13 protein-coding genes and 2 pseudogenes are annotated in these 11,774 nt (G+C 51.7%); 10 read left to right on the top strand and 5 right to left on the bottom strand.

Features of this window, described 5'->3' with window-relative positions; translation table 11 throughout:
* The first annotated feature begins 50 nt into the window (after positions 1-50).
* The 6 genes and pseudogenes from ahr (at position 51) to ACX3P5_RS20505 (ending at position 4,273) form a co-directional block, all read left to right on the top strand.
* Positions 51-1,067 carry an NADPH-dependent aldehyde reductase Ahr gene (ahr, locus tag ACX3P5_RS20530; protein ID WP_233988892.1) on the top strand — a complete coding sequence of 339 codons (1,017 nt, stop codon included), beginning with the start codon at positions 51-53 and terminating at the stop codon, positions 1,065-1,067.
* Positions 1,068-1,269: 202 nt separating this feature from the next.
* On the top strand, positions 1,270-1,614 hold the full coding sequence (locus ACX3P5_RS20525) for a toxin (RefSeq protein WP_458969222.1): 345 nt from the start codon (positions 1,270-1,272) through the stop codon (positions 1,612-1,614).
* Positions 1,607-1,921 (top strand): helix-turn-helix domain-containing protein, encoded by a 315-nt coding sequence (locus tag ACX3P5_RS20520; protein ID WP_458969221.1) that lies wholly within the window; start codon positions 1,607-1,609, stop codon positions 1,919-1,921. Before ACX3P5_RS20525 ends, ACX3P5_RS20520 begins: the two co-directional genes overlap by 8 nt.
* Positions 1,922-2,019: 98 nt before the next feature.
* A pseudogene (locus ACX3P5_RS20515) lies at positions 2,020-2,151 on the top strand (alcohol dehydrogenase); the annotation flags it as partial.
* 276 nt (positions 2,152-2,427) lie between these two features.
* Entirely contained in the window at positions 2,428-3,207 is a 780-nt protein-coding gene (locus tag ACX3P5_RS20510; protein ID WP_458969265.1) for an MBL fold metallo-hydrolase, read from the top strand.
* 43 nt (positions 3,208-3,250) lie between these two features.
* Positions 3,251-4,273 carry a GlxA family transcriptional regulator gene (locus ACX3P5_RS20505; protein WP_336757184.1) on the top strand — a complete coding sequence of 341 codons (1,023 nt, stop codon included), beginning with the start codon at positions 3,251-3,253 and terminating at the stop codon, positions 4,271-4,273.
* A gap of 60 nt (positions 4,274-4,333) precedes the next feature.
* On the opposite strand, the gene ACX3P5_RS20500 is transcribed toward ACX3P5_RS20505, so the two are convergent.
* Positions 4,334-4,735 (bottom strand): H-NS family histone-like protein, encoded by a 402-nt coding sequence (locus ACX3P5_RS20500; RefSeq protein ID WP_233988894.1) that lies wholly within the window; start codon positions 4,733-4,735, stop codon positions 4,334-4,336.
* 270 nt (positions 4,736-5,005) lie between these two features.
* On the opposite strand from ACX3P5_RS20500, the gene ACX3P5_RS20495 reads away from it, so the two are divergent.
* Entirely contained in the window at positions 5,006-6,568 is a 1,563-nt protein-coding gene (locus ACX3P5_RS20495; protein WP_458969220.1) for a sensor domain-containing diguanylate cyclase, read from the top strand.
* Between the two features lie 68 nt (positions 6,569-6,636).
* Positions 6,637-7,086, top strand: coding sequence for a VOC family protein (locus tag ACX3P5_RS20490; protein WP_233988896.1), 450 nt, complete (start codon positions 6,637-6,639; stop codon positions 7,084-7,086).
* A 311-nt stretch (positions 7,087-7,397) separates the two neighbouring features.
* On the opposite strand, the gene ACX3P5_RS20485 is transcribed toward ACX3P5_RS20490, so the two are convergent.
* The gene (locus ACX3P5_RS20485) at positions 7,398-7,799 is read right to left on the bottom strand and encodes an H-NS family histone-like protein (protein WP_233988897.1); all 402 of its coding nucleotides are present in this window, start codon (positions 7,797-7,799) and stop codon (positions 7,398-7,400) included.
* Positions 7,800-9,108: 1,309 nt separating this feature from the next.
* Here ACX3P5_RS20485 and ACX3P5_RS20480 point away from each other — a divergent pair.
* Positions 9,109-9,249: pseudogene (locus ACX3P5_RS20480) on the top strand (DUF2256 domain-containing protein); the annotation flags it as partial.
* Between the two features lie 99 nt (positions 9,250-9,348).
* Here the strand turns inward: ACX3P5_RS20480 and ACX3P5_RS20475 are convergent.
* From ACX3P5_RS20475 to ACX3P5_RS20465, 3 genes are all read right to left on the bottom strand, one after another.
* Positions 9,349-9,648, bottom strand: coding sequence for a hypothetical protein (locus tag ACX3P5_RS20475; RefSeq protein ID WP_336757191.1), 300 nt, complete (start codon positions 9,646-9,648; stop codon positions 9,349-9,351).
* A gap of 129 nt (positions 9,649-9,777) precedes the next feature.
* The gene (locus ACX3P5_RS20470) at positions 9,778-10,320 is read right to left on the bottom strand and encodes a YfaZ family outer membrane protein (protein ID WP_233988899.1); all 543 of its coding nucleotides are present in this window, start codon (positions 10,318-10,320) and stop codon (positions 9,778-9,780) included.
* Positions 10,321-10,381: 61 nt separating this feature from the next.
* The gene (locus ACX3P5_RS20465; RefSeq protein ID WP_458969264.1) at positions 10,382-10,558 is read right to left on the bottom strand and encodes a YgdI/YgdR family lipoprotein; all 177 of its coding nucleotides are present in this window, start codon (positions 10,556-10,558) and stop codon (positions 10,382-10,384) included.
* 770 nt (positions 10,559-11,328) lie between these two features.
* Between ACX3P5_RS20465 and ACX3P5_RS20460 the strand changes: the two genes are divergently transcribed.
* Positions 11,329-11,535, top strand: a complete 207-nt coding sequence (locus ACX3P5_RS20460) for a hypothetical protein (RefSeq protein ID WP_336757193.1) — start codon at positions 11,329-11,331, stop codon at positions 11,533-11,535.
* The last annotated feature ends 239 nt before the right edge of the window (positions 11,536-11,774 follow it).

Here is an 11,774-nt window from a genome sequence, read left to right as displayed (position 1 = left end):
CGGGCCGGCAGTTGTTACACTTGACGGTGATTAACCACGCAGAGGTACCAATGAAAATTAAAAGTTATGCAGCCATGCAGGCTGGTCAGGCACTTGAACTGTATGAATATGACGCTGCTGAACTTGCAGCAGAAGAAGTTGAAGTCGAGGTTGAGTATTGTGGCGTCTGCCACTCTGACCTGTCGATGATCGATAACGAGTGGGGCATTTCTCAGTTCCCTGTTATTGCCGGGCACGAAGTGATTGGACGGGTTTCTGCGCTGGGCGATGCGGCCAAAAACAAAGGTCTGTCGGTGGGTCAGCGGGTTGGCATTGGCTGGACCGCCAAGAGCTGCCAGCACTGCGATGCCTGTATCAATGGTGAGCAGGTTAACTGTCAGCAGGGCAGCACGCCAACCATCATGAATAAAGGTGGTTTTGCTGAGAAACTGCGTGCCGACTGGCAATGGGTTATTCCGCTGCCGGAGAAACTGGACGTCGCCACTGCGGGTCCGCTGCTGTGTGGCGGCATCACCGTCTTTAAACCGCTGCTGATGAGTAATATCACCGCCACCAGTCGTGTGGGCGTGATCGGTATCGGTGGCCTGGGCCACATTGCCATCAAGATTCTGCACGCAATGGGTGCCGAAGTGGTGGCCTTCAGCTCTACGCCAGATAAAAAGCAATCGATTCTGGACATGGGTGCAGATGAAGTGGTGAACAGCCGTGACGCTGAAGCGCTGAAGCAGCAGGCGGGTCGTTTCGATCTGATCCTCAGCACCGTCGCGGTCGATCTGGACTGGAAACCCTATTTCGCGGCGCTGGCACCAAAAGGGAAATTCCATACCGTCGGCGCAGTGATGAAACCGTTCCAGGTCGGTGCGTTTGACCTGATCATGGGTGACAAAGCGGTAACGGGTTCGTCCACTGGCTCGCCGGGTCAGCTGCGTTCGTTACTGAAGCTGGCGTCCCGTGCTGACATCGCACCACAGGTGGAGTTCTTCCCGATGTCAGACATCAATAAAGCGCTGGAACACGTACGCGCCGGTAAAGCCAATTACCGCGTGGTGCTGAAAGCCGATTTCTGATGATCGTGTTATAAAAATTCCCTGCCGCAGATAACTGCGGCATTTTTTTTGCCTGAGTGCGTCCCCAGCCTGGCAGCAACCGAGCAACCTAATGAAGAAAACAAATTGTCGCCGGATATGTAGCTGAGACGCTCCCTGGCAGATTGTTGAAGTGTCCCCAACTTGAGGGCATACTTGTCTCTGGATTGATACAGGGAAAAGTATGGACGCGACATTTATCGAACTTTCCAGTTTTCAGAAATATCGGGCTGAGTACCTGAATGATGATCAGTTCAGGCTGTTTCAGAATATGTTACTGGACGACCCTGAAAAGGGCGATCTGATTCCCGATACCGGCGGGCTGCGTAAAGTGCGTTTCAGGGACGCGCGCCGACACAAGGGAACCCGAGGCGGCCTTCGTGTGATCTATTACTGGACGAATGAAAAGAGTCTGTTCATCCTGTTTACCCTTTACGGTAAAGATCAGTGTGACGATCTGACTAAGCCGCAGCGCGACGCCCTGGCGGACGCGCTAAATGTAATTAAAAAAGGTCTGAGGCATGAGTAAACGCGACATTTTCAGTGAATTGATGGCAGGTATGCAAGAGCTTAAGGATCATCAGGAAGGGAAAGTCACCCTCAGGACCCATAAGGTTAGTAAGCGCCCACCTGTCACTATTGCGCCGCAGGAACTGCGCGACGTACGCGAAAAGCTCAACCTGTCACAGGCGGTGTTTGCCCACTATCTTCACACGGGCGAAACTACCTACCAGAACTGGGAGCAGGGTCGGGCCAGGCCTAACGCTCAGGCGGTTTTGCTGATCCGTATGGTGCAGCGTGATCCTGAAACGCTGAAGATGCTTGCTCAGCTATAATCCGCTGGTGATAACACATCAGCCTGATTCAGACGTGTTTAACGGGCTGTCACTGGGTTTGCTGCACGCGTAGCACTACGGGTCTGAAACCTAGGTGACTGAAGCTGGCGTCCCGTGCTGACATCGCACCACAGGTGGAGTTCTTCCCGATGTCAGACATCAATAAAGCGCTGGAACACGTACGCGCCGGTAAAGCCAATTACCGCGTGGTGCTGAAAGCCGATTTCTGATGATCGTGTTATAAAAATTCCCTGCCGCAGATAACTGCGGCATTTTTGTTTTGTCCTCTGATTCACCCTCTCCTTCCTGTTGCTGAGCAGCGTCTGAACATTTTTCAGTTGAATTAACCGTACTGCATTCACCAACAGCAGGTTGGCCCGATTTCATCGATCACTGTCCATTGAGCCTGTCACGCCGTCGTCTGTAACCGGGTAAAGTCACATTATCGCAACCTCAGCGTTGTCGATGCTGATTGTACTGAACCGAACTTTGACCGGAGCCTGATGATGAAATTAACCCAAGTCCGTAATGCCACGCTGATGCTGCACTATGCCGGCAAGAAATTCCTGATTGACCCGATGCTGGCTGAAAAAGAAGCCTGGCCGGGCTTTGAAGGGAGCGCTCGTCCGCACCTGAGAAATCCGATGGTTGAACTGCCGATGCCGGTTTCACAACTGCTGGATGCCGATGCGATTATTCTTACCCATACGCATACCGATCACTGGGACGAGGCCGCGCAGCAGCAGCTACCAAAGACCATGATGATTTATACCCAGAACCACAGTGACGCCGAACTGATTCGTTCTCAGGGCTTTCACAACGTTCAGGTCTTGCAGGAAGAAAACCGATTTGTGGATGGCCTGACGATCTATAAAACTGACGGTCAGCATGGCAGTAATGCGCTGTATGCCGACAAAGTGATGGCCGATCTGCTGGGCGATGCCTGTGGACTGGTGTTTACCCATCCGGACGAAAAAACGCTCTACATTGCTGGTGACACAGTCTGGGTTAAGCCCTATGTGCGAAGCCTGCAACGTTTTCAGCCGGACGTGGTGGTGCTGAATATTGGTAATGCGACCCACGATCTTTATGGCCCGATTATTATGGGTAAAGAGGATACACTGCATACGTTAAACATTGTGCCTCAGGCAACGCTGGTGGCTTCGCACATGGAAGCGATCAACCACTGTCTGCTGACCCGTGCTGAACTGCGTGCTTACACCGAAGAACAGGGCATTGCCGATAACGTGCTGATTCCGCAGGATGGTGAAACCATAATCTTCTGATCGGTCAGAACAGGGCGGTATTGAGATGAATAAGGGGAACGAGATGAGCGCTTTGACGGTGGCGGTGGTGGCAACGGCAGGATTCAGTCCGTTTCACTTTTCGGTTCCCTGCATCCTGTTTGGCTCCGCCCTGCCGCAGCCGGATCTGTTTCAGCTGAATATTTGTGCGGAGAAGCCTGGCGTTCTCCTTTCAGAGAGTGGCCTGTCGATCAATGTGGAGCATGGGCTTGAACTGCTTGATGTGGCTGACATTATTATTGTGCCTTACTGGCATAATCCGGGCGAAAAACCGGCTCAGCAACTGCTTGATGCGCTGACGGCGGCCTGGCAGCGTGGTGCTGAAGTGGTGGGGCTGTGTCTGGGAACCTATGTGCTGGCTTATGCTGGCCTGCTCAATCAGCATCGTGCTGCCACGCACTGGGAATTTGAGCGCGACTTCAGTCAACGCTTTCCGGAAGTTCATCTCGACAGTAACGCGCTCTACACCCGTGACAATCGTCTGATTACCTCGGCCGGAACTGCAGCGGGCATCGACTGTTGTCTGGATATCATTCGTCAGCACTACGGCAGCGCCGTGGCCAACCGTGTGGCGAGAAGAATGGTAGTGCCGCCTTATCGTGATGGAGGACAGGCGCAGTTTATCGAGCGTCCGGTTCCTGAAAATACCCGCGACGGTAAAATCAATGCGCTGCTGGACTCACTGCGGCATAACCTTCATCAGCCGCACGATCTCGATTCTCTGGCTCAATCGGCTGGCATGAGCCGGCGAACCCTGACGCGCCATTTTTTCAAAGCGACCGGCATGACGCTGGGGGAATGGCTGCTGGCTGAGCGTCTGCAACGCAGCCAGGAACTGCTGGAAACCACCGGCATCAGTATTGAAAGCGTGGCAGAGAAGGTCGGTTTCCACTCACCCATCTCTTTTCGCCAGCGTTTTAAACAGCGGTTTGGCGTCACGCCCAGCGAATGGCGACGAACCTTTCGCGGACCGCTGTCAGTGTCGAAAGATGAGAGCGTACAGACATCGGGCCGTCAGGCCACGACGAGCCTAATGCAGGCAAAATAGCGAGCCGGAAAATTCAGCGATCAGGCGCGGCTGAATTTTCCGGAGCGGCATGATCACGGATTAAAGCAGAAAATCATCCAGTGACTGACCGTTATCCAGTGCGGTTTTAATCGGTGAAGGCGTACGACCCTGCCCGGTCCAGGTTTTCATCTCGCCGTTTTCATCGCGATAGTGATATTTGGCTGGCCGCTTAGCGCGTTTTTTGCGTCCATCCGTGCCCGAAGCCAGGCCAGTCGTCAGCTCGGTCAGGCTGATACCGTCTTCCAGCAGCAATTCCAGGTACATCGCCATTTTTTCAGCTTTCTCGCGCGCTTCGGCCGCCTGAGCCTCTTCGGCTTCGCGCCGCTCCCTGACCACAGTCTCTAATTTTTGCGCCATCTCTTCCAGAACCTCCAGATCGACATTGCGCGACTGGGCTCGCAGGGTCCGGATGTTATTCAGGCTGCTCAGGTTGTCACTCATAAAAAAGTCCTTCAATACACAAATTAAACAACAGTACAGATTCACTGTAAGCGGTAAGGATAACATGTATCCCGCTGATTTTTGAAGAGTTGTGGTCGGATGAAGCCTTAAAATGAGCAGCCCTGGCGAGGCAGAATAGGTTTTAACCGCGATGGGTCAAAAGATGGAGGGGGCGATGAGAATACTCTACGCCACACAACAGTGATATTTGCACTTTTGCCCCCGGTTAACTGTGCTTAACTCAGTTAAAGGGTTTGAATAAGGACAGGCATGAAGTTTCGCAGGAAAAATGCGGCGCCAGCGCCAAAGATTTCGCCGCTACTCAGAAGCATCACCTTATCAGGCTTGCTGCTCACGGTGGCCGTTATCGCCATTAATCTCTGGACGCTGCGTGAAGACTGGCGTGCCGCCGTGAGTCAGGCGGAAGAAATGGCGGTCAATCTGTCGCTGTCACAGGCGCGTCAGGCGGAAGATACTTTTCTGCAGACCGAGCTGTCGTTGCGCGAAGTTCAGCGTGAGCTGGAGACGCAGATAGCAGCAGGTCAGGTGGATGGCGATGCGCTGAGTAAGACCATGCGTGTTTTGCAAAGTCGCCTGCCGCAGCTGCACGGCTTGTTCTATTACGATGCGCAGGGCAAATGGATCGCGACCTCAATGAGCACGACGCCCGTCGGGATTAATAACTCCGATCGTGAATACTTCCGCTATCACCGCTCTACTCTGCGTAACAGCGTACATGTCGGGCCGGTGATACGCAGTCGCAGCACCCAGGATCGGGTGATACCGGTGTCGCTGCGCGTCAATGACAGTGCCAGCGGGTTTAATGGCGTCTTACTGGCTACCATCAAAGTGGACTATTTTCGGCGCTTCTACAGCTATTACGAGCTGGGCGCGCGCGACGTATTGGTGCTGATGCTGGCAGACAGCACGGTGCTCTATGCCCGTCCGATGCCGGACAGCTACATTGGTAAAAATCTCTCCTCCAGCCCTCTGTTCCGCAGCATGCTGGCCACTGCCGATCAGGGTAGCGGGCAGTGGAAAGCGGCGCTGGATGGCGAAAACCGTATCTTTGGATTCGCCCGATCTGAACGTTATCCGCTGATTGTTGCCGCTGGCTATGATAAATCCACGCTGTTCACCCGCTGGTTAAAAGGCCGGGGGCAGGATGTGATGTTAAGTCTGGCGCTGCTGGCGGTCATTCTCTCGCTGAGCGTTTTTTTGCTGCGCCAGGCGCGTCACACGTTGCGCTACCAGCGAGAACTCACCCGGCTGCGTGATGAACTTACCGCGGCGAATCTTTCACTGGAGAGCCTGGCGCACAGTGATGGCTTAACCGGCGTGGCCAACCGTCGCTACTTTGACCGGATGCTGAATGAAAGCCTGCAGCAAGCCCGCGCCAGCGTTCAGCCGGTTTCTCTGATCCTGATCGATATCGACTATTTCAAGCATTACAACGACACCTATGGGCATGTGGCTGGCGATGAATGTCTGAAAACCATCGCGATGATACTGAAAAACTTCGCAGCGGGTGAGAATGAGTTACCTGCGCGATATGGCGGTGAAGAGTTTGCGATCGTTTTGCCGGGTTATACCCTGGAAGAGACGCTGAAACTCGCCAGGTCGATCGTTGCCACGGTTTATCAGCTGGATATCCCTCATCTTACCAGCGGTCTGGCGGCAAAACGGGTGACGCTCAGCGCTGGCTGTGCCACTCAACGCATTAACCCCGGGCCAGAGACGGTGTCAGATCTGATTGAGCGTGCCGATGAGGCCTTGTATCGCGCTAAGCGACAAGGGCGAAATCGTGCGGAGTGCGAAAAGCCAGCCGGTTAAGCACCGCTGAACACGTCCAGATTCGCTTCTGTGGCATGGTGATAGCTCAATATTTTCAGGAGGTGTCAATGTCAAAGGATACGGGATTCAGCCATCTTGCTCTGCAGGTCCGCGATCTGGAAAAAAGCATCCGGTTTTACCAGCGTTATGCCGGGATGCAGGTTATTCATCACCGCGAGCCCGGCATTGCAGAAGCGCAGAAAGTGGCGTGGCTGTCAGATTTAACCCGGCCGTTTGCGCTGGTGCTGGTGCAGTCAGAACGCTGCGAAGATACGCCGCTGGGGCCGTTTGGTCACATCGGTGTCGCCTGCGCCAGCCGGGAAGAGATCGATGCCAGAGTTGAACAGGCACAGCAGGAAGGGGTTTTACGCCGCGCGGCGCAGGAATCGGGTGCTCCGGTCGGATACTGGGCGTTTTTCGCCGATCCCGATGGCAATACGCTTGAACTCTCATACGGTCAGCAAATTGGAATGGAAATAATAATGGCGCGCAATGCAGCAGTGGAAGGAGAGAATTAACCCTGCAGCGATGCTGCCTGTTACCGTAACGTCATGAGTTGCGAGAAAGGCAGAGAATGGTCACTGGGTGATCCTGTCTCTTGCCGGGCGGAGGAGAAGGGCAGGGGATAATCAGCACAGTGCGATAATTCCGAGGCTGTGCAGTTAACATGATGACACATTCTCATCGCTACATTCATCCAGGCTCTCTTAATTAACCTCCTTTTCAGAGAGTCAGGTTAATCAAATACTGTCTGAATATGGCGCGATGTGTTAACAGTAAATCCGCCCGGCCAGCGCCGGACGGATTACCTTCGGGCGGTACGCTGCTATTAAATCAGGAAGTCATCCAGTGACTTACCATTTTCAATCGCAGATTTGATCGCAGAGGGAGTACGTCCCTGACCGGTCCACTGCTTAACTTCGCCGTTTTCATCGGTGTACTGATATTTGGCCGGGCGAGGCGCGCGCTTTTTCTTCTCAACCGGCGCTGACTGCATACCATTTAACAGTTCGTTAGGATCGATGCCTTCCTGCAGCAACAGTTCGCGATATTTAGCCAGTTTCTCAGCCTTCTCACGATTTGCAGCTTCTGAAGCCTGCGCCTCTTCACGACGCTCACTAACAACAACAGTAAGTTTTTCCAGCATTTCTTCCAGGGCAGCAAGATCGAGTTCGCGAGCGTTGGCGCGAAGGGTACGGATATTATTCAAGCTGCTGAGAGTGTCACTCATCAAAGTCACCATAGTCATGTTCAGATAATAAAATACAGAGCGGGTTCACGCTGATGCTTTTCGTCAGACCTGCTTTTTAAAATGCTTGCCTTCGAAGAATCTCAATACTGAACCAATAGTTCAACTCTGACATATTAATCGTTTTTCATGGCAGTTGAAACTGTAATTAACGTGCAATAACCTGGGAATCGTAAATGAACTTACACTTTTCTGCTCAGTGGCTCAAAAAGTCAAAAAAATGCAGCACTTTTCATCCGTAAGTTAAATCAGCCTGAACGGGGTTATTCCTCGCGGTACGCCAATTCCCTGACGCGTCATACACGGTTTCAGGACCCGTTATCAATCGGCAGAGAGATAAAATTCATCGGGATATCATGTCATGTGAAACAGGATATGTGAGCTTTGTTAAGCGTGATAATTACGTACTAAAGTATTGATCCGCTATCAACCACAATTTCCTGCTGTGATATTCGGACCATTGGATGAATAACTTATCTTTTTGATTCACTTCTTCTTTCAGAATCACTGGCCGGTAAAAAGTGGATGCAGGCTACAATTCGGTGCTTCACACTCTCAACCGGTTGGGTTAAATGTCATTGGCGTTCGGCAGATCTTCCGTTTTCCTATTCCAGTTAAAGTAAACAGGGGTCAGACTCACGATGATTTGCAAATGGTCATCCAGGGTAATAATAACGATCGGTTCCGTGGTTGAGCTGGGCTTATATATGAACGATAAATCATCAAACGCCGATTATTGACGGTATGCGATGACATTATTGCATTAAACGCATTAAACTTTTCTTCGCAGGACGGAATCTGACAGCCCTATTTCGCTGCCGGAAGGGACGTTATCCGCTAAACTGCCACAATGCTGAACAGTCCCGGTGCGGTATAAAAAGGGGCGTTCTGAAGTCAATGACCGGTATGACGGCTGCGTAATGAGACTGTTTATATAGCGCGGCGGTTCGTTTTTGTTAGCAAATTAAAGCGTGATAACGGCGCGGTTTAACCTGAACTTTTATGCCAGTCGTCGCGTGAATAGCGCTCTGTATGCGGCCATTTAGCCAGGCAGGGAACAGAAATCTGCAAAGCCGGCGCCCGGGACTTCCGCTATAAAGATCATTCAGCCACCAGGCGACAACGGTTCATCAGGTGCTGTTTATATGGCAAGGCTTGCCGTGTTAAGTGCCAGAAAACACGCTGAAAAGCGCTATTCTGCGGCTGATGTGAGTCTGTCGTTGCACAGAGCTCTGAAGGCATAAAAGCGCTGACACGTTTGACTCTGGCATTCTCTGAGGAGGCTATTCAGATGACCTTTAAAGGAAATAAAAAAAATTTACCGGTCCGTTACTGCAAAACCTGCAATAAGCCTATGGTGTGGCGTAAAAAATGGGAAAAGTGCTGGGATGAGGTGCAGTATTGTTCCGAGCGTTGCCGGCGTCAGCGCCGCCCGTCGATCGTCAGCCTTGATCATGATGGCGGGCAGGAATGGCCTCAGCCGCGGTCTGAACGGTTAATTCAGCCTGAACCAGACCGCGCCCTGCCTTTACTACTGAACCAGAATCTGTTGCCAGCCTTTTTTGAACATACAATCTTTCACCAGTATCTCCCGCTGTGCTTCATTGGCATCGCGAGTCGAATAATCGGTATCGGTGGTTTTGTACTTGCTGTCTTTTGAGGTGTATTTGCCGCTGACAATGTTATCAGGCGGCAATTCCCGCAGGGCCTGAGCCTGACAAGCGGTCTCCGCCCTGATTTTCTGTTGTTCGGTTGCATCAGGTTTAACCCATTTGTACTCAGCGCATCCGGACAACGTGAGGGTGATGAACAGCAGAAATAACGTTTTCATAATTGTGTCTCAGCGATATTAATCCTGTTTCCGGCCGGTAATATTGTGCGTTATCGGCCGGGGAGCATCTGAAGCGAGGTCCTTTTTACGGGGAAAGATTACGGACCTCTGTTAGCGAGCGGTTGATACTCAGAAAGTGATGCCACCTCCAACGAAAGGACCTTCAATCAGCGTATGGCCAGGCCGTCCATCTTTACCGTCAACGCCGGCGTAGCGATAACCCGCTTTTAACATCAGCGGTGTAATGGGTGACCAGCGAATACCCCCTTCAGCTTCAACAAAGTTTTTTACACTGTTAGTGAAATGTTCGGGAGCAGAATAGCCTTCGCCATACAGGGCAAAATTTGCGGGCAGATTAAGCGTTGCACCGCCACCAATCGGAAAGGCAATGCCGTTATCCCCTTTTTTGCCGCCAATGTAAGTCGCTTTTAACCCGGCTGACAGCATGACAGGTCCTAATTCCAGGTTATAACCGGTGCCGGCCTGTCCAATCTGAGCGCCATCCCGGGTGTTTTTGATCCACTGGCTATCGAGATAAATCCCGCTGGAAGATTTGCCAATTTCAGCGTTGAGGCCGGTAAAGTTTTTACCCTGTTCGGCGGTCAGGCCAATAGCCATCGCTGACGACGAGGCAAACAACAGTACGCTGATGCCAATCAAAGCCTTTTTCATGTCAGTAATTCCTGATGTAATTATGGCTGCTTTGCAGTCTGGTTTTTAAGTGAATAATGACCTATTTTTCAACAATCTCTTTCACATCCTGCTGCTGCAGCTGATGTGTATTTCCGTCGCTATCTTTATAAGATATCAGGCCGGTCTCTTTGTCTTTGGCCGGTTTTCCGTGCGCAGAAATCATATGTCCATCGCGTGTCGAGATAACGTAATTGCCTGAACAGGCAGAAACCATCATCGCCGTAGTGAGAAGAAAGATGATGCCTGCTGTTTTCTTGCCTGATACTGAGACGTTCATTGTGATTCCCTGATTTTTTGTTAATGACGACCGGTATTATCGGTACTGCGCATTTTCACATCTGCTAATTAAACCGGTCCGTAATGGTCCGGTTTTAATTGTTTTTAGGCTCTGTGAGTTGATCTCAGTCATTGTTGATTTGAAAAAGGATTTACTTAACGGCCGCAGCACGAAAGGGTTTGCCGGCAATAAGCTGTACCCGGTATGAATCTGATTGAGAGTAAAAAATGTGTCTGCGCCTCACCGTTGTTCAACAGCCAGATCATTTTTGCGACACATATCCATTCGCCTGGCTGTTCTTTTTATCAGCGAATCTTGCCGCATTTTATGATCCTGACGCGCAGCCTTGCTGACGAGTCATCACGTCTCGGTCTGCTGACTTATTCAGCACGCCAGCCTGCCTTTCACCATGCGGTTCCGGCGTCGCTGGGGCATTGATGACCCGCGGGTTTTAAGATTTCTGCCAGCATCATTTCTTTACGTATCTCCTTAAAATAGCGCTCGCTTAGCGCTGCGGTTAACACCTCAGACGCTGTCAGCCAGACTGGAATCTGCGTCTCTTGCTTCAGAAAGTGATTTCAGACACTTCTGTTCGCTGATGTCTGTCGGTTCGTCATGCTGAGGGTAACCTCAGGCAGATACGGCGGGCGAACAGCCCATGTGATGCGGAAACCGATTTTGCGCGTTATCGCTAAAGGTTAAGGACAGATATGCACACTCAGAATCCCGATCGGACCATCAGCGTCACTTCCTTCCAGGAGGCCGTCAGGCTGCTGGAGCAGGGGAGCCATTCCCGCATCCAGCTGAACTGGGATATCTCTGGTGATGAGTTTTTTCGGCTGGTCGATCTGGTGAAGCAGACCGCTGGCATGGAGATTGAACAACAGAAGGATGGCTTCTGGCTGAAACAGCAATAACAGGGGGCTCCTCCGGCGCTAAAGGATTTCTGAGATACAGGCCAGGCAGGGGCATTGTCTGGCTAAAGCGCTGTCAGGGGTCCCTCAGAATGCTACTCTGGTCGGCTGTCCGCCGGGCAAGATTAGCTCACCAATTCACCAATTCACCAATTAGTTACATCATCCTTTTTATGTTCTGTTGATGACGGTGCCCGACATTTACCATTAAGCCCCTCCTGACGCTGTCCGCTGCGCGCTGT

Source organism: Pantoea sp. S-LA4 (assembly GCF_054482835.1).
Note: the sequence above shows the minus strand (reverse complement) of the source record. Positions and strands in the feature narration are given on the sequence as shown.